This window comes from Stenotrophomonas sp. INTA L402-1, from assembly GCF_059295135.1.
The window spans coordinates 33,550-57,670 of sequence record NZ_JCAFWP010000032.1; the positions used below are offsets into that span (position 1 = coordinate 33,550).

Annotated in this window: 24 protein-coding genes and 1 pseudogene; 5 read left to right on the forward strand and 20 right to left on the reverse strand. The window is 66.2% G+C overall.

What is annotated here, in order from left to right; genetic code table 11:
• Positions 1-169 precede the first annotated feature (169 nt).
• Entirely contained in the window at positions 170-838 is a 669-nt protein-coding gene (locus AC5O77_RS16715) for a hypothetical protein (RefSeq protein ID WP_032127534.1), read from the forward strand.
• Here AC5O77_RS16715 and map read toward each other — a convergent pair.
• The 16 genes from map to AC5O77_RS16795 all read right to left on the reverse strand — a co-directional run bounded on the left by map (position 835) and on the right by AC5O77_RS16795 (position 14,738).
• Entirely contained in the window at positions 835-1,617 is a 783-nt protein-coding gene (map, locus tag AC5O77_RS16720) for a type I methionyl aminopeptidase (RefSeq protein ID WP_478058406.1), read from the reverse strand. The genes AC5O77_RS16715 and map overlap by 4 nt on opposite strands.
• A gap of 10 nt (positions 1,618-1,627) precedes the next feature.
• A complete protein-coding gene (locus AC5O77_RS16725; protein WP_005412680.1) occupies positions 1,628-1,840 on the reverse strand; it encodes a ParD-like family protein in 213 nt (70 codons plus the stop codon).
• A 68-nt stretch (positions 1,841-1,908) separates the two neighbouring features.
• A complete protein-coding gene (locus AC5O77_RS16730; RefSeq protein WP_125894499.1) occupies positions 1,909-2,268 on the reverse strand; it encodes a bleomycin resistance protein in 360 nt (119 codons plus the stop codon).
• 174 nt (positions 2,269-2,442) lie between these two features.
• Positions 2,443-3,327, reverse strand: coding sequence for an arginase family protein (locus tag AC5O77_RS16735; RefSeq protein WP_494506976.1), 885 nt, complete (start codon positions 3,325-3,327; stop codon positions 2,443-2,445).
• 3 nt (positions 3,328-3,330) lie between these two features.
• The gene (locus AC5O77_RS16740) at positions 3,331-4,395 is read right to left on the reverse strand and encodes a GNAT family N-acetyltransferase (RefSeq protein WP_478058386.1); all 1,065 of its coding nucleotides are present in this window, start codon (positions 4,393-4,395) and stop codon (positions 3,331-3,333) included.
• A gap of 29 nt (positions 4,396-4,424) precedes the next feature.
• On the reverse strand, positions 4,425-5,825 hold the full coding sequence (locus tag AC5O77_RS16745; RefSeq protein ID WP_032127529.1) for an aspartate aminotransferase family protein: 1,401 nt from the start codon (positions 5,823-5,825) through the stop codon (positions 4,425-4,427).
• A gap of 62 nt (positions 5,826-5,887) precedes the next feature.
• Positions 5,888-6,604, reverse strand: coding sequence for an MtnX-like HAD-IB family phosphatase (locus AC5O77_RS16750; RefSeq protein WP_478058385.1), 717 nt, complete (start codon positions 6,602-6,604; stop codon positions 5,888-5,890).
• Positions 6,605-6,778: 174 nt separating this feature from the next.
• Positions 6,779-7,981: a DegT/DnrJ/EryC1/StrS family aminotransferase gene (locus AC5O77_RS16755; RefSeq protein WP_478058384.1), complete on the reverse strand. Its 1,203-nt coding sequence runs from the start codon at positions 7,979-7,981 to the stop codon at positions 6,779-6,781.
• A 10-nt stretch (positions 7,982-7,991) separates the two neighbouring features.
• Positions 7,992-8,390 carry a DMT family transporter gene (locus tag AC5O77_RS16760; protein WP_032127526.1) on the reverse strand — a complete coding sequence of 133 codons (399 nt, stop codon included), beginning with the start codon at positions 8,388-8,390 and terminating at the stop codon, positions 7,992-7,994.
• Positions 8,387-8,746: an EamA family transporter gene (locus tag AC5O77_RS16765; RefSeq protein WP_135272787.1), complete on the reverse strand. Its 360-nt coding sequence runs from the start codon at positions 8,744-8,746 to the stop codon at positions 8,387-8,389. The genes AC5O77_RS16760 and AC5O77_RS16765 overlap by 4 nt, the downstream gene beginning before the upstream one ends.
• A 1-nt stretch (position 8,747) precedes the next feature.
• On the reverse strand, positions 8,748-9,584 hold the full coding sequence (locus AC5O77_RS16770) for an alpha/beta hydrolase (RefSeq protein ID WP_478058383.1): 837 nt from the start codon (positions 9,582-9,584) through the stop codon (positions 8,748-8,750).
• 79 nt (positions 9,585-9,663) lie between these two features.
• Positions 9,664-11,043 (reverse strand): sensor histidine kinase, encoded by a 1,380-nt coding sequence (locus tag AC5O77_RS16775; protein ID WP_478058382.1) that lies wholly within the window; start codon positions 11,041-11,043, stop codon positions 9,664-9,666.
• Positions 11,040-11,723, reverse strand: coding sequence for a response regulator (locus tag AC5O77_RS16780; RefSeq protein ID WP_049424529.1), 684 nt, complete (start codon positions 11,721-11,723; stop codon positions 11,040-11,042). The genes AC5O77_RS16775 and AC5O77_RS16780 overlap by 4 nt, the downstream gene beginning before the upstream one ends.
• Positions 11,724-11,857: 134 nt before the next feature.
• On the reverse strand, positions 11,858-12,985 hold the full coding sequence (locus tag AC5O77_RS16785; protein ID WP_071228483.1) for a metallophosphoesterase: 1,128 nt from the start codon (positions 12,983-12,985) through the stop codon (positions 11,858-11,860).
• A 215-nt stretch (positions 12,986-13,200) separates the two neighbouring features.
• Complete coding sequence (locus AC5O77_RS16790; RefSeq protein WP_164161704.1) at positions 13,201-13,917, reverse strand: hypothetical protein; 717 nt, start codon at positions 13,915-13,917, stop codon at positions 13,201-13,203.
• Between the two features lie 389 nt (positions 13,918-14,306).
• A complete protein-coding gene (locus AC5O77_RS16795; RefSeq protein ID WP_478058381.1) occupies positions 14,307-14,738 on the reverse strand; it encodes a winged helix-turn-helix transcriptional regulator in 432 nt (143 codons plus the stop codon).
• Positions 14,739-14,815: 77 nt separating this feature from the next.
• On the opposite strand from AC5O77_RS16795, the gene AC5O77_RS16800 reads away from it, so the two are divergent.
• Positions 14,816-16,033 carry an MFS transporter gene (locus AC5O77_RS16800; RefSeq protein WP_032127523.1) on the forward strand — a complete coding sequence of 406 codons (1,218 nt, stop codon included), beginning with the start codon at positions 14,816-14,818 and terminating at the stop codon, positions 16,031-16,033.
• Between the two features lie 111 nt (positions 16,034-16,144).
• On the opposite strand, the gene AC5O77_RS16805 is transcribed toward AC5O77_RS16800, so the two are convergent.
• A complete protein-coding gene (locus tag AC5O77_RS16805; protein ID WP_049399641.1) occupies positions 16,145-17,560 on the reverse strand; it encodes a GGDEF domain-containing protein in 1,416 nt (471 codons plus the stop codon).
• A gap of 289 nt (positions 17,561-17,849) precedes the next feature.
• Between AC5O77_RS16805 and AC5O77_RS16810 the strand changes: the two genes are divergently transcribed.
• Positions 17,850-20,099, forward strand: a complete 2,250-nt coding sequence (locus AC5O77_RS16810; RefSeq protein WP_125894483.1) for a TonB-dependent siderophore receptor — start codon at positions 17,850-17,852, stop codon at positions 20,097-20,099.
• Positions 20,100-20,144: 45 nt separating this feature from the next.
• Here AC5O77_RS16810 and AC5O77_RS16815 read toward each other — a convergent pair whose 3' ends face one another.
• On the reverse strand, positions 20,145-21,071 hold the full coding sequence (locus tag AC5O77_RS16815) for a hypothetical protein (protein ID WP_094000237.1): 927 nt from the start codon (positions 21,069-21,071) through the stop codon (positions 20,145-20,147).
• A gap of 221 nt (positions 21,072-21,292) precedes the next feature.
• On the opposite strand from AC5O77_RS16815, the gene AC5O77_RS16820 reads away from it, so the two are divergent.
• Complete coding sequence (locus tag AC5O77_RS16820) at positions 21,293-22,273, forward strand: cation diffusion facilitator family transporter (protein WP_032127521.1); 981 nt, start codon at positions 21,293-21,295, stop codon at positions 22,271-22,273.
• Between the two features lie 38 nt (positions 22,274-22,311).
• Here AC5O77_RS16820 and nfi read toward each other — a convergent pair whose 3' ends face one another.
• A complete protein-coding gene (nfi, locus tag AC5O77_RS16825; protein WP_478058380.1) occupies positions 22,312-22,986 on the reverse strand; it encodes a deoxyribonuclease V in 675 nt (224 codons plus the stop codon).
• 94 nt (positions 22,987-23,080) lie between these two features.
• Between nfi and gpmA the strand changes: the two genes are divergently transcribed.
• Entirely contained in the window at positions 23,081-23,830 is a 750-nt protein-coding gene (gene gpmA, locus AC5O77_RS16830; protein WP_004150217.1) for a 2,3-diphosphoglycerate-dependent phosphoglycerate mutase, read from the forward strand.
• A gap of 61 nt (positions 23,831-23,891) precedes the next feature.
• Here the strand turns inward: gpmA and AC5O77_RS16835 are convergent.
• Positions 23,892-24,121: pseudogene (locus AC5O77_RS16835) on the reverse strand (IS110 family transposase); the annotation flags it as partial.

Consider the following 24,121-nt stretch of genomic DNA (forward strand, 5'->3'; position numbering starts at 1 on the left):
GACGTACGCCGGTGTTGCGTATGTGTTCCACCGGTACGGTTCACGTGGCCGGATACAGCGCGGATAATGCGCGCCTGGTCGCGACCCCGCCGCGCATGCCGTCGTTCGGCAGCCCCCCGGTCGCCTGTGTTCTCGTTGTACGACCGCCACGGCGCGGCATCGGTGTTGCATGAAAGACAATCTACAGCTGCTCCTGTCCCACCTGGGGCGCACCTTCCTGTTCGGCCTGATGATGGCGCTTCCGCCTGCGTTGGCCTGGCTCGACATCCATTGGCTGGGCAATGCAGTCGGCGAGTGGTCGCTGGTCGAACTGACCCAGGAAGGCTTCCTGGTCGCCAGCGTGGCTGCCTTCGTCCGGCTTGCATTGCGACGTGCCGATGATCGGGCCTTTGCCGTTCTGGCGGCCGCGCTGTTCGCCTGCATGCTCCTGCGTGAAATGGATGAGGCGCTGGACCTGATCGCACACGGCTTCTGGAAGTACCCGGTGGCCGTGCTGATCATCGGTTCACTGGCCTGGGCCAGCCGCGACTGGCGCCGGGCCATGCCGGCGCTGGTGCGTTTTCTCGTATCCCGGCCGGGTACCGTGATGACGATCGGCCTGGTTCTGCTGCTGTTCTATTCGCGTCTGATCGGCATGACGTCGTTGTGGACCGGACTGCTGGGTGACCAGTACATCCGCGTGTTCAAGAACACCATCGAGGAGACCACCGAACTCCTTGGTTACACCTTCATTCTCGCAGCCAGCGTCGGCTATGTGGCACAGCGGGTACGCGAACCGCTGACGGCACGGAAGCGCGCCGTGCACGAGGGTGCCGGGATGCAGCAACGGCCACTCTAGGCGGCATCCACCGCGCACAACGGCGTCTCGCCGGGGCGCAGGGTCAGTACCCGCACGCCGGTGCGGGTGACCGCCACCGTATGCTCGAACTGCGCCGACAGCTTGCCGTCGCGGGTGTACACCGGCCATTCGTCCGGCTGCTGGCGGATGGCCGGCTTGCCCTGGTTGAGCATCGGTTCGATGGTGAACACCATGCCTTCCTCCAGCACCATGCCGGTGTTGGGATGGCCGTAGTGCAGGATCTGCGGTTCCTCGTGCATCTCCTGGCCGATGCCGTGGCCGCAGTATTCCTTCACCACGCTGTAGCCGTGGCTGCGCGCGTGGCGGGCGATGGCGTGGCCGATGTCGCCCAGGCGTGCGTCGGGGCGGACCGCAGCGATGCCTTTCCACATCGCCTGGTAGGCGGTCTGCACCAGCCTGCGCGCGGCGTAGTCGACCTCACCGACCCGGTAGGTGGTGCTGGAGTCGGCGATGTAGCCGTTCTTCTCCAGGGTGATGTCGAGGTTGACGATCTGGCCGTTGCGCAGCACGTCGGTGGTGCTGGGTACGCCGTGGCAGATCACGTTGTCGATCGAGGTATTGAGCACGTACGGGAAGCCGTACTGGCCCTTGCTGGCCGGTCGCGCCTGCAGTTCATCGACGATCATGCGTTCGACGAAATCGTTGATCTCCATCGTGCTGTGGCCCTGCAACGGCAGCCGGTCGAGCGCGGCGAACACCTGCGCCAGCAGGCGACCCGATTCGGCCATCAGCGCGATCTCGTCGGGGCGCTTGATGATGCCCATCGGCTCAGACCTGGCCCGGCGGCAGCAGCGGCGGCTGCACACCGGCCGCGCGTAGTTCGCTGGCGACGATGTCCTGGAAGCTCAGTGTGGGGTTCAGCTCGCACAGCATGCCGACCCGGATCCAGAAGTTGGCCTGGGCGTTGATCGAGCGGCTGGAGACGGTGCAGGCACGGCGCAGCTGGTCGTGCAGGGTGTCATCGATGTTGACGATGCCCATGGGCGGTCCTGAAGGAGTGGATATACGAAGCGTATATGCTTCGTATATTCGACTCAAGGCCGCCCGGTTCAGCTCGCGTCGGTGGCAAAGCGCAGGCGGTTGCCGTCGGGGTCACGCAGCAGCATCTCGCGGCTGCCCCATTCGGTGTCATGCGGCGGCTGTTCGATGGGGACGCCTGCGGCGCTGAAGGCGCGGTGCAGGGCGTCGACGTCCTCTACGATGAAGTACACCGCGCCGCCGACCTCGCAGTCGCCGCTGTGTTCGGTGAGGAAGATCGTCTGGCCATCGCGGGTGAGCTGGGCGAACAGCGGGAAGCCGGGTTCGAAGCGGTGTTCCCAGTCGACCACGAAGCCCAGCCCCTGCACGTAGAACGGCAGGGTGGTATCGGCATGGCGCATGCGCAGCTGCGGGATGACGGTCTGGGCCATGGTGGCGGCTCCTGGGGCGGGAACCCAGTGTAGTGCCGAGCCATGCTCGGCCATCGCCCCCTGTAGAGTCGAGCCATGCTCGACTGCTGTTTGCCGTCCGCTGAGTCGAGCATGGCTCGACTCTACAGAAAGCGATAGCGATAGCCGAGCATGGGCCCGGCACTACCGAGGCGCTCAACAGTTGGTCGGCACAGCGGCCATCGCCGCCAGCAGCTCGCGGTTCACCTGCTGGTGCCGCGCCTGCCACACAGGTAGATCCTCGGCGCTGACGTCAGGCTGGCCATCCAGCGACGACAGCCAGCACTTGAAGCGGCTCTGGTAGTTGGCCAGCGACACTTCGCCGGTGATGTCACTGCCGACCAGGCCGCCGGCGCGCAGCGCTTCGATCACCACCAGTGCGTGTTCCAGCTGGAAGCGGCCCTGGTCCCAGTTGCTGCGGGCGACGTCCTCGGCGAACACATCTTTGTCGATCGACAGGTAGGTTGGTTGCGGTGACTTCGCCTGCTCGGCGGCGAACGCGGCCACCAGCGCTTCGGGATGCTCGAAACGGCGGAAGGCGTGGCCCATGCCGAGGCGATGCCCCCAGCCCACGTCCACGTCCATGCACCAGTAGGTCAGGCGACCGCCGATCAGCGGGCGCCAGTGGTTCTCCCAGGCATGGCCGAGGCCGATGTCGCTGGAGGTGATGCCCAGCACGTGGATGTGCGAGATCTGCGGCAGCTTGCTGGCGGCGTTCACCCACGACCCGCAGTGCATGCCGAACGGGAAGCGCATGTTGTCCGGATGGTTGTCCAGCACCACCAGCTGGAACGGCGCCTGCGTGCGCATGCGCTGCAGCAGCGGCAGGCTGAGGTGGTGGAAGTCGCCACTGCCGAGCATTACCGTGCCGAGCTGGGCCGGCAACGGCGCCAGCACTTCAGTGGCGAAACGCTCCAGGGTGGCATTGCTGCAGGCGAAGCGCAGTGGATCGTGCCATTGCGGCAGGGCCAGGGTCTGCGCCTCTGGCAGCGGCAGCACGCCACCGTCCAGGTCCAGGATCAGCGGGGAACGCAACGGCATCGCTCAGCCACCTCCGTCCGGTTCGCCCTGCAGGTACGGGGCCAGCCTGCGCAGGGCGGCGCGCAGCAGCGGGGAGCGTGCGTGGATCGCGTGCCGGGTGGAGGTGAAGCGGGCGCCCAGTTCGGCCTTGATCCGCGAATCGGTCCAGCCGGCCACGTAGTGGCTCAGGCTGTGCTGCAGCGCGTATTCGAGGTTGTGCATCCAGCTCACCGCGTACAGGTTGTGCTCGCGGGACTGCGGATAGGCCAGGCCGATGTACTTGTCCACCAGCTTGCCCGCATGCACGTAACACAGGTTCCAGCCGATCAGCTGGCCCTGGTGGCGGTACAGGAACATCCGTCCCTGGCCCTGGCTGTCGGCCAGAAGATGCTGGAAGTAGGGCAGGTCGAGCTGGTCGAAATGCACTGCGCTCTGCGCGTACACGCCGAGGTACAAGGCATACAGTTCGGTCTGCAGCTGCGGGTCGGCCAGCGCCGGATCGCCGGTGGCGATGCAGTCGATCTGCAGGTCGTCGCGCGAGCGCAGCTTGCGCCGGATGTTCTTGCGGCGCGAAGACGACAGGCGGCCGAGATAGCCATCGATCGAATCGAAATCGATCGCCACCCAGGCCAACGGCATGCCTTCCAGCTCGACGAAGCCGCGTGCCAGCAGCGCCTGCAGGAAGGCATCGCTGTGTGCGTTGGCGGCATCGCCCAGCAGCGGTGAATCGATGGCCAGGTCCTTGACCACCAACAGCCGGGTATCGCCGATCGCGTGGCGCGTCACGTCCTCGGCCAGTGCCTCCGGCGCGACGTGCGCCGGCAGCGGGGTGTACTCGGTGCTGGTGGCACCGATGAAGCGGGTCTGCCAGGTGATCCACGGCCGCCACAGGCGCGACAGCGGCAGGCCGAGCAGCTTGCCGCGCAGTCCGTCATCCATCGTGGTGGTCAGGTCCAGCGGCGCACGGAAGGTCGGCAGGCCACTGGGCAGGCGGCCCGCCTCGAAACCGAGCGGCGGGTGGGCCAGGAAACCCTCCAGCAGAGCGGCCGGTTCCAGCGCGGTGCTGGACGCGCGTGACGTCATCTCCATCGGCACGGGAACCGGCAGCGCATCCGACCTCAGCCCTTGGCCTTGGTCAGCGCCTGGTCGAGCAGGGTGATCGCCAGGTCGATCTCTTCGTAGCTGATGTCCAGCGACGGCGCGAAGGTAATCACGTTCTTATACCAGCCACCCACGTCGAGCACGAGGCCCATGCGCTTGCCGTCGTGCAGCAGGTCACCGGCCAGGCCGATGTCGACCATGCGGTCCAGCAGTTCCTTGTTCGGGGTGTAGCCGTCGGTCTGGCAGATTTCCGCACGCAGGGCCAGGCCCAGGCCGTCGACGTCGCCGATTTCCGGGTGGCGCTTCTGCAGGCCACGCAGGCCATCGAGGAAGTACGCGCCCTTTTCCGGCACGGTGCGCTCGTAATCCATTTCCTTGCCCAGCTTCAGCACTTCCAGGCCCAGGCGGGTGCCCAGCGGGTTGGAGTTGAAGGTGGAGTGGGTGGAGCCCGGCGGGAACACGGTCGGGTTGATCAGCTCTTCGCGCGCCCACAGGCCCGACAGCGGGTTCAGGCCGTTGGTCAGCGCCTTGCCGAACACCAGCACGTCCGGGGTCACGCCGAAGTGCTCGATGGCCCACAGCTTGCCGGTGCGCCAGAAGCCCATCTGGATTTCATCGACGACCATCAGGATGCCGTACTTGTCCAGCACGCGCTTGAGGCCGGTGAAGAAGTTGCGCGGCGGGATGACGTAGCCGCCGGTGCCCTGGATCGGCTCGACATAGAATGCGGCGTACTCCGCCTGACCGACCTTGGGATCCCACACGCCGTTGTATTCGCTTTCGAACAGGCGCTCGAACTGCCACACGCAGTGGTCGGAATACTCTTCCGGGGTCATGCCCTTCGGGCGACGGAAGGGGTAAGGGAACGGAATGAACATCGCGCGCTCGCCGAAGTGGCCGTAGCGGCGGCGGTAGCGGTAGCTGGAGGTGATCGACGACGCACCCAGGGTACGGCCGTGGTAACCACCCTCGAAGGCGAACATCAGGCTCTTGCCGCCGCGCGCGTTGCGCACGATCTTCAGCGAGTCTTCAATGGCCTGCGCGCCTCCGACGTTGAAATGCACGCGGCCGTCGAGGCCGAACTTCTCGTGCATGTCCACGGCAATGGTCTTGGCCAGCTGCACGCGGGTCGGGTGCAGGTACTGGCTGGCGACCTGCGGCAGGGTGTCGATCTGGTCCTTCAGCGCATCGTTCAGACGCTTGTTGCTGTAGCCGAAGTTGCAGGCCGAGTACCACATCTGCAGGTCGAGGTAGGGCACGCCCGCACCGTCGAACATGTAGCTGCCTTCGCCGCGCTGGAAGATCTTCGGCGGGTCGACGTAGTGGACGGTATCGCCGAAGGAACTGTAGCGGGCTTCGTCGGCCAGCAGCTGCGCGTCGGAGGCGGCGGCGTCGGCGTTCTTGTCAAAAATGTTCATGCAGTTCGGTTCCGTGAAGGACGTTCGAAAGAGGTAGCGGGGGCGTGCTTGGAAGGGAGTGCTCAGGCGGTGGCCAGCAGCAGGGGCAGTACGGCGGGCTGCGGGCTGGCGTCGATACGACGTGGCTGCAGCAGGCTGCCATCGAGCAGGCGCGGCAGCAGTGCGATTGCATCGTGGAAGGTATCGATGGCGGCATGCTCGATGCCGGCATGGGTGCAATGGGTGATCAGGCGACGCTTGGCGAACACGAAGTCGGCATCTTCGGAGACGCAGAAATCCGAACTGCCATCGCCGATCATCAGCACACGCGGTGCTTCGTTGGCGCGCGCCTGCGCAGCGCAGGTGCACTTGCAGGTGCCGCTGCGGCAGCCTTCGGCCTGGTAGGGCGATTCCAGTTCCCAGTGGTCATCGCACCAGCGCAGCTGGTTGGCCACCACCGGCAGTCGCGACAGGCCGTGGTTGGCGAGGATGCGGTGGATCGCATGGTCCAGGCCGTCACTGACGATGCGCAGCGGCACGCCCAGCTGTTCGGCACGGCTGACAAAGGCGGCAAAGCCCGGATCGATCTGCACCTGGTCCAGGTGGGCGTCGAGCGTGGCCGGGTCCAGCTTCAGCAGCCTGACCTGGCCCTGCATGCATTCGCGCGAGCCGATCTTTCCCGCTTTCCACTGGTCTTCCAGTTCCTGCCAGCCCGGCTGGCCGTATTTCTCCAGCAGCGAGTCGATGACATCTTCGAGGCTGATGGTGCCGTCGAAGTCACACAGGATGCTCCAGTGCATGGGCAGGTCCGTCGATGAAAGGAACGTCCGGCGCGATGCCGGGGCAGGCTCAATGTAGGCAGGCAGCCTTTCTCGTTCCTTTCCTGTTGAAAGCCTGCATTGCAGGGCGCGGAAAGCGTTCAGGAAGGTGCATGGATGAATGCGTGAGGCGCACTCCATCCGTGCGTCCTGGCGTCACGCGCGGGCCAGTGCCCGCAGTATTTCGGCGGTCTCTTCACGGGTCTGCCAGGCGCTGTTGCCGAGGGTCAGCATGCGTGCGGCGAAGTCGCGTGCGTTGGGCATGTCGTCCTGCGGCACGATGCCGCGCAGGTAGGCATAGCCGGGCAGGGCATGGATGAACATGCGGCTGGCGCCAAGCCCGCGTGGCCACAAGTCCTTCAGTACCGCATCGCGGGCGCGTTGGCTGGGCAGCAGCAGCATCAACAGTGGCCAGGTGCCACCGCTACCGGCCAGCCCATCGACCACCTCAACGGCAGGCAGCTGTGCCAGCTGCACCCGCAGCTGCAACGCACGCAGCCGACCGGCCTGAAGGAATGCCGGCAAGCGCCGCGCAGCATGCGCGCCGATGTTCTGCCGCCACTGGCTGACCCGGTGCTGCGGGATATCCAGCGGGAAAATGTCACCGACCGCATCTTCCAGATCGCCACGCTGAAGCGCATTGCGCAGTGGATTGCCATACACCAGTGACAGCAGCGAAGGGCGATAGCAGGCAGCAAGGCCCAGCAACTGCACGCTGCGCAGCAGCTCCCAGCGCAGGCTGGAGCGAACGTGCTGGACGGCATGTTCGGCCAGCGCAGCACGCAGTTCGTCATCGCGGCTGACCAGCAGGCCGCCTTCATGCAGGCTCAGGCCCTTGCCGGCGGCCAGGCTGAAGAATCCGATATCGCCGCGCAGGCCGACACTGCTGTTGCCGACCCGTGCGCCGAGTGCCTGCGCGGCATCTTCGATTGCCCAGGCGCCGGCGTTGCGGGCGACTTCGCAGGCCAGCTCGACATCGGCAATGCGCCCGCCCAGGTGGGTGGGCAGGATCGCCAGCGTGCGCGCATCGGCCAGCCGCTTGAGCTGGCCGGGGTCGAAGTCGAAATGACCGCGCCGGGTATCGCACAACTGCACGCGCAGGCCCAGGCTGTGCACCGCGATCGGCACCAGCGGGCAGGTATAGGCAGGCATGATCACGGTGTCGCGCTTTGGCGCACGCTTGCGCAGCGTGCGCAGGGCGATCAGCAGCGCGTGCGTGCCGGAACAGGTCAGCTGCAGCGGCGGTGTGCCGAGCTGGCTGGCCAGGATGTCACGCAGGTCGCCGCCACCGGGAAGGAAATCGCTGGCCTGCATCGGCAGGCCGGCGGTTGGTGGCAGTTCGCGCGCGAACAGGCTCATCGCAGCGCGCTCACGGGGTGCTTTCGGCAGGGCTGTGCGGGTCGTCCGCCTCGGCGCGGCCGAGGCAGACGATGCCGGCCACGATCAGTACCGCACCGAGCAGATGGTGCAGGGTCAGCGGCTCGTTCAACAGCCACGCCGACAGCAGCAGCACGCTGATCACTTCCAGGTGCGAGGCAGCAAAGGCGGGACCGATCGGCGCATGGCGCAGCAGGCTCATCCAGGTGAAGAATGCACCCACGTAGCCGAGGATGGCGCCGTAAACCCACGGCTGCGACAGCACGCGCAGCAGCCAGGCGGTGTTGGCCTCGACCGGCAACGCGGCGTCACCGGCGTACTTGAAGCACAGCTGGGCCAGCGTGTCGAACGCCATCAGCAGCGGGAAGCCGATCACATACAGGCGCCTCATGAGCCGGCCCCCACCACGGCTACGCCGGCGGTGACCAGCAGCATGCCGGTCACCCGCAGCGGCGTGAGTTTCTCGCGGAACAGGAAACGGCCGGCGATCATCAGCGCGACGATGTTGATCGAGCCCAGCAGCACGCCCTTGGACAGCGGCACCAGCGACAGGAACGCGATCCAGGCGACGAATTCGAGCACATAGCAGGCGATTCCCAACCACAACCAGGGCCGGCTCAGCATGTGCTTCCAGCGCTGCAGGCCCTCTGCTTCATTCGGGTCGCTGGCGGCGGCCTTGAACGCAAGCTGGCCACCGGTATCGAGCACCACGTTGACCAGCCACAACAGCGTGGCGAGTGATCCCATTTCAGGCCACCGCCTTGAGGATGCCGCTGCGTTCACCGATCTCGCTGAAGAAGCGCGCGCTGCGACGGATCACGTCGCGCCGTTCGCGATCGATGGTGATCATGTGGTAGCTGTCTTCCAGCACCACCAGTTCCTTCGGGCCGCTGACCCGCGACATCACCAGCTCGGCGTTGCCCATGCTGGCCACGTCGTCTTCGCGGGCGTGCATCACCAGACAGGGGGCGGTGACCTGGTGCAGGTGGCGGCGGGTCCAGTTGCTCAGGGCGCGCATTTCGGCCAGGGCATGCCAGGGGTTGCCCGGCAGGCCGGCGGCGGCGCTGTCGCCGGACAGCATGGCGGCGCTGACCTGCGCGCGCAGGCGCTCGTCACGCAGGCCGTAGGGCGGCTCTTCCATGAACATGCGATCGCGGCCGATGTTGAAGCGCTTGAACCACGGCAGCAGGAACGAGAAGCGGGCCACGGCCGGAATGTTCCAACCGTCGTAGCGGAACGTGGCGCCGTATACGCCCACGCCGGAAACCCACTCCGGGCGGCGCGCAGCCAATGCCAGCGACAGTACCGCGCCCATCGACAGGCCGCCGACGAACAGCTGGTCAACCTTGCCGCGCAGGGTCGCTGCCGCATCTTCCACGCCCTGGTACCACTGTTCCCAGGTGGTCGCCAGCAGGTCGTCGACGCTGCCGCAATGGCCGGGCAGCTGCACGCCGTGCACGGTGAAACCGGCATTGTTCAGGCCCTTGCCCAGCATGCGCATTTCCGCCGGGGTGCCGGTCAGGCCATGGACCAGCAGCACGCCCTGTGGGCCACCGGGGAGGAAGAAGTCGTGCGATTCGGTCACCTGGCGGCTCCGGGACGGCAGTGGGGATGGCAGGATCGCAAGCGCGATTTTCGCCAGCCTTTCAGCGCCCCGGGCCGGGTCAGGGCGCCTTCAGCAGCGGCAGCGTGATGGCGACCTTCAGTCCGCCACCTGGGCGGTTCAGGAAGCTCAGGTGGCCGTCGAAGTGCTCCACCGCCTCGTGCGCGATGGCCAGGCCGAGGCCGGTGCCGCTGGCAGCGGTGCCCGGCGCCCGGAAGAAGCGCTCGCCCAGCCGTGGCATCACGTCGTCGGGCACGCCAGGGCCGTTGTCTTCCACATACAGTTCGACATCATTGTCGTCCAGCGCGTGCACGCCCACCGTGACGGTTGCATTGCGGCCGGCATAACGCAGGGCGTTGTCGATCAGGTTGTCCAGCGCTTCCTGCAGCATGGCGCCGTTGCCCAGTACACGCAGCGGATGGGGACTGCCGCGGTAGCCCAGATCGATGCCATCGCGGATCGCCTCCGGTACGCGCATGCCGACCCACTGCGGTACCAGCTCGCACAGGTCCAGTGCCTCCACGGTATCGGGCACGGTCTGCGCCCGGCTCAGTGCCAGCAGCTGGGTGCTGACCCGGGCGGTGCGCTGGTTGAGCCGGCGGATGTGCTGCAGCGCCTCGCGCACTGTATCGGGGTCGCCATGTGCCAGTGCCTGGTCCACATGCAGGGCCATGCCCGCCAGCGGCGAACGCAGCTGGTGCGCGGCATCGGCGATGAAACGGTTCTGCAGGGTGATCATTTCCGCCTGGCGGGCAAACAGATCATCGATGGTGCTGATCAGTGGCTGGATCTCCTCTGGCACGTCGGCATCGGAGATCGGCGCCAGTTCGCCGCGGCGCTGGGCCAGGCGGGTCCTCAGCGGGGTCAGGATACGCAGGCCATAGGTCACGCCGAACCAGACCAGCGCTGCGGTACCCAGCGCCAGCATGGTCATCAGCGGGATGATGATCATCAGGATCTCGCGTGCACGCTGCCGGCGGTCGGCCATGCTCTCGGCCACGGTCACCGCCAGCTGGTCCTGCGGATCGTTCATCGCCTGCGTGCAGACGGTGGCCATGCGCACCTGCTGGCCATTGAGGTTGCCGTCGTACAGCGCCGGATGCACGCCGGTGCAGTCCTGCGAAGGGGCGTACGGGCTGAAGTCTGCATTGCCGCTGAGCGTACCCATGCGGCTGCTGTCGACGTTGAAGTAGCGATGGCCGTCGGGGTCGTACTCGATCAGGAAGCGCGCCTGCGGAGACAGGTCGCTGGTCACCGGCATGGTGCTCAGCATCTGCGCGAAGGAATGCGTGTCGTCGATCAGGTTGCGGTCGTGGATGCGGTTGGAATAGTCCAGCGCAACGTAGTAGGCCAGGATCGTGTTGAAGGTGAGCAGGCCCAGCATCGGCAACGCCAGAAAGGCGAGCAGGCGCCGGCGCAGGCTGGGCGGGCCACTGATCACGGCGTGCTTTCGTCCTGCGCGTCTTCCAGCATGTAGCCCAACCCGCGCACGGTGCGGATGCCCATGCCGCCGGGCTGCAGCTTGCGGCGCAGGCGGTGCAGTGCGATGTCCAGGCCGTTGTCGGTGAGGTCCTGGCCCCAGTCGCACAGCGCTTCCACCAGTTGCGCGCGCGACACGATGCGCTCGGCGCGTACCGCCAGTGCCGACAGCAGGCCGAACTCGCGCGCGGTCAGTTCCAGCGACTGGTCGTCGATCCACACGCGGTGCCCGGCCAGGTCCAGGCGCAGGCGGCCGATGCGCAGGTCCGGGTTGCCATTGCTGGTGACCCGCCGCAGCTGCGCACGCACGCGTGCTTCGAACTCGTCCAGCGCGAACGGCTTGACCAGGTAGTCATCGGCGCCCAGGTCGAGCACGCGCACGCGCTCGGCCAGGCCGTCGCGGGCGGTCACCACCAGCACCGCCAGGCCATCGCCGCGCTGACGCAGGCGCTGCAGCACATCGCGGCCATCCAGCTGAGGCAGGCCCAGGTCCAGCACCAGCAATGCGTACTGGGTCGAGCCCAGTGCCGCGTCGGCGTGCGCGCCGTTGTCGACGTGGTCAACCACGTGCCCCTGCCGGCGCAGCGAGGCGCACAGGCCGGAGGCGATATCCGGGTCGTCTTCAGCAATCAGAACGCGCATGCGCGGGGGCTCCTGTAACGGTCAGGCCCACCGGATGGACGGGGTGGGCCTCTCTCGGCTGCCGAGGGTAGCCGCAAACCGGGTGAAGGTGGAGCGCGCCGCCGCCGCCCGGTGCCGTCGCGCTGTCCCTTCATTCAGTCCTGCAGGCCCGGCTCACCCGGCGCCAACGGCACCCGCGAGCCATCCAGCAGGCCACGGCTGAGCCTGCCATTTTCGATGAACAGCAGTTCGCCGTTCTCGCCGTTCTTGATGCTGCTGTCGATGGCGATCACGCGGTCGCCATGGAAGCTGCTGACGTGTGGCATCGAGGTGTGGCCGACTACGATGCGTTTGAGCTGCAGGCGGTCGAGTACGGTCTGCACCCCCGCGGTGTCGAGGCGGCCATCGAAGTAGCCGCGGTACCAGATCGGGCTGGTCTTGCCGTCATACAGCGGTGCGGTGGCCGGGTCGGCCTTTACTTCGGCCTTTGGCAGGCCCAGTGACGCCTGGTAGGCCGCATTGGTGCGCGCCGGGTCCAGCGCCAGCTGCACTGCCTCGGGCGAAATGCCGCCGTGCAGGAACAGGGTGTCGCCGATCTTCAGCAGCACCGGGCGGGTGCGCAGCCACTGCCCGATCACCGAGTCGGCACCGTACAGCTGCGGGTAGCTGCGGCCGAGCAGCTGCGCGCTGCGCAGGTACTTCGGGTTGACGTAGCGCAGGTCGTCGTACAGCACCATGGTTTCGTGGTTGCCGAGCACGAAGTGCACCGCGCCGCCGGCGGCGGCCGCCTGCTGCTGCAGGCCATACAGCAGCCAGAAGGCCTCGGTCACCTGCGGGCCGCGGTCGAACACATCGCCGGCGATGACCAGCGTGTCCTTGCCCAGCGCCCAGCGATCCTGGGCATCGATGACCTGGTGGGCGCGCAGCAGGCGCACCAGCAACCCGTACTGGCCATGGATGTCGGACAGCGCAACGATGCGCGGCACGGCCGGCAGCACGGAAACCGAAGGCGCATTCGGGGCAGCCACGTGCACCGTGTGCTCGTAGCCGCAGCGCGGGGCGATGTCGGTACCTGCGGCCTGCGTGGCAAGCGTGTGCGACTCGACTTTGTCGTCGCAGATCCACTTGGCCTGCAGCTGGTCGCCCTGGCGGAACACATAGGGGCCATCGGCCTGCACATGGTCGGCGGGCGCGGCAACCTCGCGGGCCTGCGTGGTTGCTGTGGCGCAGGCCAGCAGCGGCAACAGCAGGGCGGTCAGCAGGGAAGGGCGATCGCGCGACATCGGCGGCATCCAGTGGCGGAAAGGTCTGATGCTAACCGGCGCGGGTGTTCGTCGGTGTGCGTGAATGGGCGGATCATGGAGGTGAAGTCGTCTGGATAGGCCATCGGCAAGAACGTCGACCGGGGACCCAGAAGGCCCGTCGTGATGCCGGGTATCCGCGGATTACGTTGGCATGTGACCGACAGTGCGATCCTGCCGCGCGGGCCCTTGGAGTTTCAATCGGCCATCTCTCGCTCTAGCTTGCGTTGCGAGCCCCTCTCTGAAGCAAGTTTCAGCAATGTGGAGATCTTCTCTAGCTTCCCTGCAAAGATAATCACGATCACTGCTCCCGCCAGCAAACCCAAGCTGCAACAGGTGATCAGAAGCTTGGCATCTGACACCCACTGCGCGGCCTTGTCGCCGTTCCCGGTGCTCAAGAGATTGATGATCAGTGCGCTGATGGCGGTTGCTGCAGATGCCAATCCAGCACGCCTTGTGAGGAGCTTGGATTCCTGCTCCAGAAGCTTTGAGCGCTGGTCCAAGTGCTGGGTATTGCAGTGCGAAAGATCCTCGGCAAGGGCGGAATCTGCGTCAGCAGAGACATCCACGCGATCCGCCATATTGTTGAAGCCATGCCTGAACAGCAGAAAGAGCTGGATGACCTGAATTACAAAGAATACTAGCCCCAGGAGCATGATAATCCCCGTCAGCGGGAGCACGATCACTTTGGCAGCCTGCTGAGTGATCTGATCTGCCTTCAGAAGTGCCATGCATCCAAGGCTCAGAAGGAACAACGCGACCATGCTGCCAACTACGTAGTTTTCCGCCTTGCTGAGGGGTATAACCTGCTTCGGACGTTTGATGCGAAGCAGCAAGATGCGGGTGCTGGGGATCTCAGGGTATTGGTCTTTGTCTATCATGTTTGATGCACGGGCGGAATGGGCCTCGAGCATCGGAGATCTTCGTCTCAGATACTGAGATGACTTTGATAAGGCCGATCAAATTGCGTATTTGTCCGCTGCAAAAGAACTAGAACGTCGTACTTGGGTTGAGCACATCTGAAAATTTCAATCTGCCCTTTTGATTGGGCTGGTGGTGATGAGTGACCTAGAAGTGGGTAGATCAGCGAGTGCTGTGTTCGGCACGGTGGCGTTCGAGCTGTGGGTGCTATGCGCCAATTGCTTTGGAGGCGTCGTGTGCCACGAGGGCAAGCTCAAAGACGCTTGAACAAAAGCCTACTGGGCCGAGGTATGAGCAGTGGTCATCGTCTAGCATCACGAGTAGAGAGCACCTTACGAGACGTTGTAGAAGAACCGATCCTCGTCTGGCGGAAGCGCGCGCTTCAGACGAGCTTGAGCACGACCGTCTGGCCTGACGCGAGAGCATGACCAGCTGCGTCTAGCGGCTGCATGTAGGGCAGCGGCCGCCGCGTCGCCGATTCGATCAGCTGTGAATGGGCTTCACCGGCCTCGAAGCGATGGCGTTCCGCCCATTGGCGCAGCGCGACCAGCAGCGGGAACAGTTCCTGGCCAGCGGCGGTGAGCACGTATTCCTGGTAGGCCGATCCATCGGAGGCCGGCTGCAGCTGCAGGATGCCGGCCTCTACCAGCCGGCGCAGGCGGTCGCTGAGGATGTTGCGGGCCGCGCCGAGGCTGCGCTGGAAATCACCGAAACGGGTGACGCCATCGAAGGCATCACGGATGACCAGCAGCGCCCAACGGTCACCGAGCAGATCGGCGCTGCGGGCGACGGGGCAGGGGCTGTCGGCGTGCATGGTGGACCTCTCTGATGTGGTTGCAGTTTAAAACCAATGGCAGTAGCCTGCATCAAGTTTCAAATTGCAACCACGTCATGAGTGTCACATCGCTTCCCCGCCCGCTGCTGGTCCTGCTTGCGGTTGCCGCCGGCGCCAGCGTCGCCAACGTCTACTACGCGCAGCCGCTGCTGGATCAGCTTGCACGCGCCTTTGCGCTGGACCGGGCCGTGGCCGGCGCGGTGCTGGCTGCTACCCAGGCCGGTAGCGTGCTGGCGTTGCTTGGCCTGCTGCCGCTGGCGGACCGTGGTGACCGGCGACGCCTGCTGCGGCTGCAGTTGATCGCATTGGTGCTGGCGCTGCTGTGGCTGGCAGCGTCACGCACGGCGGGCTGGCTGTTGTCGGGCATGCTGCTGGCCGGCTTGCTGGGCACGGCGCTGACCCAGGGCCTGATCGCCTATACCGCCATGCTGGCACCGCCCGAGCAGCGCGGTCGCGTGGTCGGTGTGGTGCAGGGCGGCGTGTTCATCGGCCTGCTGCTGGCGCGCGTGGTGTCCGGTACGGTGGCGGCGGCCTTTGGCTGGCAGATGGTCTACCTGTTGTCAGCGATGGTGATGGCGGGGTTGGCGGCGCTGCTGTGGCGGCGCCTGCCCCCAGTACCGGTGCCGTCGGTTCCCCCACGCTGGCGCGAGCTGCTGGGCTCGATGCTGGGCATGCTGCGCCGCGATCGAACGCTGCGCGAACGCGGGCCGCTGGCACTGCTGCTGTTTGCCGGCCTCAATGTGTTCTGGGCGGCGGCACCCTTGCCGCTCTCGGCGCCACCGCTGCATTGGTCGACCGCCGCCATCGGTGCACTGGGCCTGGCCGGGGTGGTCGGTGCGCTGCTGGCGGCGCGGGTAGGGCACTGGATGGACCGTGGTTTCGCGCATCCGGTCAGCGTCGGTGCGCTGTTGTTGATGCTGGTTGCGTGGTGGCCCTTGCTGGGCCTGCCGCAGTCGCTGTCGTTGCTGCTGTTGGGCGTGATTGTGCTCGACCTGGGTGGGCAGGCACTGCACGTATCAAACCAGGCATTGCTGCTGCGCGCGCCGGCTGAACAGCATGGACGCCTGGTGGCTTTGTACATGCTGTTCTATGCGGTGGGCAGTGGTGCCGGAGCAGCGGCCGGGCCGTGGATGCAGGCGCGCCATGGCTGGCCGGCGGTATGCCTGTTGGGGGCGGGCATTGCGTTGCTGGCGCTGCTCTGGTGGGCAGCGTGGCGGGTGGTGGCGGTGAAAGCAGCGGCCGGCGGCCGTATCGGTAGTGCCGGCTGTCAGTAGAGTCGACTGTCAGTAGAGTCGACTGTCAGTCGACTGCTCTTCGCCCTGCGTGCGAAAAGCCCCGCGGTGCGCGCGATAGTCGACCCGCGGTCGACTCTACCTGTCCTGCCGTCATCGCTGCAGTGCGCGCCGTCCCGGCGCTTCCTGCAGGTCCGCACTGGCCACCACCACGCGGTTGCGGCCGCTGCGCTTGGCCTCGTACATTGCCGCGTCGGCACGGGCCATCAGCCGCTCGTAGTCCGGATGGCCGTCGTGGCCGGCCACGCCGATGCTGGCGGTCAGTGCCAGCACCTGGCCGTTGGCCAGTGCCACCGGCGACTGTGCGATCTGCCGCCGCAGGCTCTCGGCGATCACGGTCGCCTGCGATTCGCTGGCAGCCACCAGTACCACCACGAATTCTTCGCCGCCATAGCGGAACAGGTAGTCGCTGCCGCGCGTGAGCTGGCCGAGCAGGCCGGCGACGTGCTGCAACGCGCGGTCGCCGGCATCGTGGCCGTGGCCGTCGTTGATTGCCTTGAAGTGATCCAGGTCGAGCAGCAGCAGCGAGAATGGTGTGCGGTTGCGTGTGGCCAGCTCGATTTCCCGGCGCAGCACGGTGGGCAGGAAGCGACGGTTGAGCAGGTTGGTCAGCGCGTCGCTGCCGGCATCCAGTTCGCCGATGCGCTCGAACAGCAGTGTCATCAGGGTGCGGATGGCGGCCAGGTCCTCGCGGATGGCCGGCAGCACCGCCAGTCGCTGCGCCGGAGCATCGCCGCTCGCGCGCTGCAGGTGGCCATCAATGCGGGCCATCAACTGGCCCACCTGCTGCGTTTCGCTGCTTTCGCCGAAGCTGGGGATGCCCTTGTGGGTGAACCACAGGCCGAACTCCGAGGTAGCCAGGCTCGCGTTGTCGCTGGCCTGCACGTGACCGGCCAACGCGTAGAGCAGGGCGTTTTCCCAGTCCAGCAGCAGTGCGCGCTGGCGCTCGCGTTCGGTACCGACGTTCTGTACCAGCGAGAACAGCCGGTAGGCGGCGTCGGCACGGGTGGAGCGCTCGCGCGCATGGGTGTAGGCCAGGGTCATGCCTTCCATGGCGATATCCATGATCGCGCTGAGGCAGTCGATGGCGGCGAATGCGGTGTCGCTGTCCGGTGCATCGTCACGCAGGCGCACGAACAGTTCGTGCTTGAGCACGCGCGCACCGCGGGTAACCAGGTCGACCGGAATGCCGACGCGGGCGTGCACGTCGCCGATGATCCGCTGTGAGGCCACGGTGTTGGCGATGCCGCTGGCATCAGTGGTCAGCAGCTGCGCCAGCCAGCGCTGCATGGCCGGCTGCAGGCGCTGCTTGACCTGGTCGTGGGACAGGAAACGGCGCGCACGGGTGTCCTGCAGCAGCACTTCGTAAAAGCGCTGGGCCAGCGCGGGTGGGGCATCGGTAGCAGCGGCCTTGAGCAGCGCGGTGGCGGCAGGGCCGGCCTGCAGCAGACACTGCTGCCAGGCCTCGGCCAGCGGCTGGCTGGCATCGTCCAATTGGGGTGGTTCCACGTCGATCTCTGACTGCGTACGGCAAACCACGGGTATCGGCCGCGGCGGCATACGGTTGATGGCGGGTTAGCCGGCCAGTTTACGCGCGGTGCAGGGTTGCACGGTGCGCAAACCACATCGGCGCCGCTGCGGCAATGAGTGAACGCATTTGAGAATCAATCGCATTGATGGGAGAATGCGCGCACGGAACGGGCTGCAGGTGCCTGCTGCAGGACTGCTCCGCCTCCCCCTCGTCGTTGCCTCAAGCCCTTTGCCAGAGGCCCCGTAGCCCTGCCAGAAGGTCCTGATCATGTCCCCTGCCGTTGTCCTTTCGCCGCGCCCGCTGGCGCTTGCCGTTGCCGCCCTGCTGGCCGGCAGCGCTCTGACCGCCCACGCCGAAACCGACGCCACCGATATCGACACGGTGCACGTCACCGCCTCGCAGATCGCGCGCCAGGCCCTGGGTACCTCGACCATCACCGCAGAGGACATCGCCAGGCGCCCGCCGGCCAACGACATCGCCGAGCTGCTGCGCACCATGCCCGGCGTCAACCTGACCGGCAACAGTGCCTCGGGCCAGTACGGCAACAACCGCCAGATCGATCTGCGTGGCATGGGCCCGGAAAACACCCTGATCCTGGTCGACGGCAAGCGCATCGGTGCGCGTGATGCCGTGCGCATGGGCCGCAGCGGTGAGCGCAATACCCGCGGCGATACCAACTGGGTGCCGGCGGAAATGATCGAGCGCATCGAAGTGCTGCGTGGCCCTGCAGCGGCACGTTATGGCTCGGGTGCTTCCGGTGGCGTGGTCAACATCATCACCAAGCGCCCGACCGGCGACCTGACCGGCGCGGTCGACCTGTATGGCCTGGTGCCCGAGCACAGCGCCGAAGGCGGCAGCGAGCGCGTCGGCCTGCAGCTGAGCGGGCCGATGACCGACACCCTGTCGTTCCGCCTGTACGGCAATCTCAACAAGACCGACGCCGATTCGCTGGAACTCAATCGTGACTTCGCGACGAATCCGAACGCGGTGCCGCCGGCCGGTCGCGAGGGCGTCAAGAACCGCGATGTCAACGCGCTGCTGCGCTGGGACGTGACCGCCAACCAGGTGGTCGAATTCGAAGCCGGCACCAGTCGCCAGGGCAACATCTATGCTGGCGACCGCGCGGTCAGCACCACCGGTACCTCGACACCGATCGATCTGGGGGCGTTGGCCGAGCAGCAGGCCGAGACCAACCGCATGTACCGCAACACCGGCGCGATCACCCATCGCGGCCGCTGGGGTGATGTGACCTCGCGGGTAACGGCTGCAGTGGAGGCAGTGAACAACTCGCGCATCAACGAAGGCCTGGCCGGTGGCCCGGAGGGCAGCTTCAACGGCACCGACTGGTCGACCTCGCGCCTGCGCAACTACCAGCTGGACGGCGAAGTCAGTTTCCCGACCACGCTGGGTGGTGCCGAGAACATCTGGACGCTGGGCTTTGAATACCTGGACAGCCGCCTGACCGACCCGTACTCGATGAGCCAGTCCAGCAGCAGCGGCGGCGGCATCCCGGGGCTGTCGGCCGATCGCGCACGCGGCAAGTCCGACGCGCAGACCACCGCCGTGTTCGTGGAAGACAACATCTACCTGGGCGAGCGCTGGATCGTCACCCCGGGCCTGCGCTTCGACCACCACAGCCAGTTCGGCAACAACACCAGCCCCAGCCTCAACGCGCAGTTCCGCATCAACAGCGACTGGGTGGTGAAGGGCGGTATCGCCCGTGCATTCAAGGCGCCGAACCTGTACCAGTCGAATCCGGACTACCTGTACTACACCCGGGGCAATGGCTGCCCGAATGCACTGCCGAGCCTGGGCGCCGGCTGCTACATGCGCGGCAACTCGGACCTGAAGGCGGAAACCAGCCTGAACAAGGAACTGGGTATCGAGTGGGCACCGCAGAGCGGCTGGCAAGCGTCGTTGACCTACTTCCACAACGACTACAAGGACAAGATCCAGGCCGGGTACAACCAGATCGGGCTGACCGCCGACACCAAAGGCCGCATCTTCCGCTGGGAGAACGCACCCAAGGCGATCGTGCAGGGTCTGGAAGGCAACCTGGTGGTCCCGCTGCTGGGCGAGCAGGGCAACCGCCTGAAGTGGAGCAACAACTTCACCTACATGGTGGAGAACGAGAACAAGAGCACCGGCCAGCCGCTGTCGGTGATTCCGAAGTACACCGTCAACACGATGCTGGACTGGCAGGCCACCGACAAGTTGTCGCTGCTGCTGACCGGCACCTTCTACGGCAAGCAGAAGCCGGCCACCACCAACATCAACAATGATCCGCGCTGCACCGGCACCTGCGATCCGTCGATCGCGCTGCAGGATCGCGGCGCCTACAACATCTGGGGCGTGAGCGCGCGCTACAAGGTGACCGAGACGGTCAGCTTCGGCTTCGGCGTGAACAATCTGGCCGACAAGCGCCTGTTCCGCGAGGCCAACAGCAGCGATGCCGGCGCGGCCACCTACAACGAACCGGGCCGCGCCTACTGGGCCAGCCTGCGATTCGGCTTCTGATCCGATGAGCGCTGCGCCGGGGCGGTCCCGGCGCAGCCTGCGGGACTACTTCACCTGACGGCAATCGCGCAGGTGGACGCCGCCGGTATCCATCTTGTCGACCACGCCTTCCAGTTTCACCCAGTCGTTCTCGCGCAGGGTGGCGCCCAGCGCCATCTGATCCGGGGCCAGCGCACAGTGCACGGTGAAGTTGGCATTGTTGTCATCGTTCGACTGGCGCCCACCGATGCCGCCGATGCCCTTCATCTTGGTGACCAGGTAGCCCACTTCGAAGGTCTTGGCAAAGCGGTTGGGCTGGGCGGTGTACACCTGGCCATCGATGATGAAACGGCGGCCGAAATACTTGACGAGCAACGGCTGGTACATCGCGTCGGTATCCGGTGGGGTGTTGCTGCCGGAGAACAGCGCCCTGAGCGGTGCGGTGTTGACTTCCCGCTGCAGCCGCTTGGAGTCCTTGCCCATTTCGGTGGACATGCCAACCGCAGTGGCCTGGATCGGCTTGTCGAAACCGCTGGAAACACGCACGGCTTCGGCGATCGCCTCGCCTTCGGGGCCGGTCTTGAGTTTGTCCAGCCAGCCACACAGCGCGCTGCGTGCGTCCTCTTCCTTGGCGGTCTGCCCGCGCGACAGCTTGGTGCCGACCACCACGTTGCCGCCATTGGAGGCGGTGATGATGCTGACCAGCGGCATCTTCGTGTCGGTCTGCAGCACGTACATCTGGCCTTCGGTTTCGGTGATGACATCGCCGCTGACGAAGTTGTTGCCTTCGTCGAGTGCGGCCTTGCGCAGCTGGCCCAGCGCACTGCGGGGCTTCAGGCCGGGAAGGGTGACCTCGGAGGTGAAGAACTGGCCATTGCGGGGGTCGCCTACCGAGCGGAAATTCTGCTGGCAGGTCTTGGCCGAGACGTCTGCGGCCATGCCCAGCGCGCAGGCCACGGCGACGGCGACCCAAGGGGTCTTGGTAGTCCACATGTTCCGTATTCCTTGTGCTTGGGTGTCCATTGCGGGCAGCACCGCGAGGCGATCCGGCTGCCCGTTCCCCCCTCCAGAGGGGATGCGGCCATCATAATGTGGCCCCGCGCCGGCGCAAGCTGCAGCGACCCACGTCGCGGATCCTGCAATGTTATAAACACCGTGATAGTTTCCCCACGGCCGCCGGCGTAGCCTGCCTCCATCGCAAAGGAGCTGTTGCCATGGGCCACGACCACGATCACCTGCCATCCGAGATCCGCCACGAGAAACCCTTGTGGTGGGCGCTCGGCCTGACCTCCACCTTCCTCGTCGTCGAGGTGGTGGGCGCGTTCTGGACCAACAGCCTGGCGCTGTTGTCCGATGCGGCGCACATGGCCACCGATGCTCTGGCATTGATGATCGCGCTGGTCGCGGTACGGCTGAGCCGGCGCCCGCCGGACGCGCGCCGCACCTACGGCTATGCACGCCTGGAAGCGCTGGGCGCGATGATCAACGGTGCGATGCTGTTCGTGGTCGCCGGTTACATCCTGTGGGAAGCCATCGGGCGTTTCCGCGAACCGCAGGAGATTGCCTCGTCAGGCATGCTGGTGATTGCCGCGGCGGGCCTGGTCATCAACCTGATCTCGATGCGCCTGCTGCAGGCCGGCAGCGGTGAGAGCCTGAACGTGAAGGGCGCCTACCTGGAAGTGTGGGCGGACATGCTCGGCTCGGTGGCGGTAATTGCGGGTGCGCTGTTGATCAAGTGGACCGGCTGGAAGCCGATCGATCCGATCCTGGCGGTGCTGATCGGCCTGTGGGTACTGCCGCGCACCTATGTGCTGATGCGCGAGGCGATCAACGTGCTGCTGGAAGGCGTTCCCAAGGGCATGGACGTGGCCAAGGTGCGTGACAGCCTGTCCGGCCACGCTGCGGTACTGGACGTGCATGACCTGCATGTGTGGGCGCTGGCCTCCAGCACCCCGGCGCTGACCGCGCACATCGTGATGCGCGACGGCACCGATGCCGATGCGCTGCGTCGTGATCTGGGCGGGCGCCTGCACGATGACTTCGGCATCGAGCACGTGACACTGCAGATCGAAGCGGACCACTGCGGCGAAGCCTGTGGTGAGCCGGCGCCGGCCAAGGGCGGCGAGCACGAGGGCCATGAAGGCCATGACCACGGCGAGGACGCGCAGGGCCATCGCGGCCACGTGCATCGCTGAACGAGGATGGCGACGGCGCCGGGTGATGCCCGGTGCGGTCATTCGTCCCGTCGCGAGGCCAGCCGGTCTGCCAGCCGCGTCGGCTCCGGCAGCCGGTAACCGCGCAGCGTGCGCTGCACCCAGTCCAGCGCGGTATCCGCACTGACCCGATGGCCACCGGCCACGAACAGCGGCTTGCAGCGAATCTTGCTGCGCAGCACCCAACCCAGTTGCTCATCGCCGTCCAGCAGCGGCGTATGCGCACCGGCCTCGGCGTCCGGTTCGACGAACCGGCCGACCAGCTTTGACTTGGCCACGCCGATGCTCGGCAGGTCGATGACCACTCCGAGATGAGCGGCCACGCCCAGCCGGCGCGGGTGGCTGATGCCATGGCCATCGACGAACACCAGGTCCGGCGTGCGCGGCAGCAGCGCCAGCGCGGCCAGCAGTGCCGGCAGCTCGCGGAAGCTGAGCAGGCCGGGGATATAGGGCATCACCGTGGGGATGCGCGCGATCTCCTGCGCCACGGGCTGCAGCGTCTCCGCGTCCAGCAGTACCGCCGCGGCGCGTGTGATGGCGCCATCATCCTCGAAGCCGACATCCAGCCCGGCCAGCCAGCGCACCGTGCGTGGCAGCCGGTCCTGGCGTTCCACGCGACCGGCCAGCTGGATCTGCTGCTCGCGGGCCGCGGCGACGCTGCCTTCCCAGCGCCCAGGGTCGATCACCGTATTCATTGGTTGCAGCATCGCATGTGTGGGGCCACGGCACGGTGAGCGGCGCCCGGGGCTACAATGGCGGCCTGCCTTTCCTCGCGTTGGAGACCCTGCAGTGACCCGTAAACTCGTACTGTTGCGCCATGGCCAGAGCCAGTGGAACCTGGACAACCGCTTCACCGGCTGGGTCGATGTCGACCTGACCGAGCAGGGGCGCCGGGAAGCGGCTGCCGCCGGTCGCCTGATGCGCGAGGAAGGCCTGCAGTTCGACGTCGCCCACACCTCCGTGCTCAAGCGCGCCATCCACACCCTGCAGGGTGCGCTGGCCGAGCTGGAGCAGGACTGGCTGCCGGTGAACAAGTCCTGGCGCCTCAACGAGCGCCACTACGGCGGCCTGCAGGGCCTGGACAAGGCCGAGACCGCCGCCAAGCACGGCGAGGACCAGGTCAAGGTGTGGCGTCGTTCCTACGACATCCCGCCGCCGGCGATGGACCTGGAAGATCCGGGCCACCCGATCCATGACCGTCGCTACGCCGGCCTGGACCGCAACGCGCTGCCGGGCACCGAATCGCTGGCGACCACGCTGGACCGCGTGCTGCCGTACTGGCACGACGCCATCGCGCCGCAGCTGAAGGATGGCAAGACCGTGCTGGTCACTGCCCACGGCAATTCGCTGCGCGCGCTGTACAAGTACCTCAACAACGTCTCGCGCGAGGAAATCCTCGAGCTGAACATCCCGACCGGCATCCCGCTGCTGTTCGAGTTGAACGACGACCTGACGGTGAAGTCGTTCCGCTACCTGGGCGACCCGGAAGCGGCGCGCAAGGCCGCCGAAGCCGTGGCCAACCAGGGCAAGGCGAAATAACAACGAAGGGCCGGCGCAAGCCGGCCTTTCGATTTGTAGAGTCGAGATCCTATGTTCGTGGTCAAGCCTGCTGGAAGCAGGCTTGACCCACCTTCAGCATGGCCGGATCGAAGTCCCGGCCGCTTTTGAAGACACCCCAGGCGATCCTGGCCAGCTTTCTGGCCAGGATGTTGAAGACGGCGGTGCTGGGGTGACCGCGTTTTGACAGCTCGTCGTAGAGCGGTTGCCCCTGGCGACACCGCTTGAGCCCCATTGCGGCCATGTAGAGCATCTGGCGCAGCACTGGCGCGC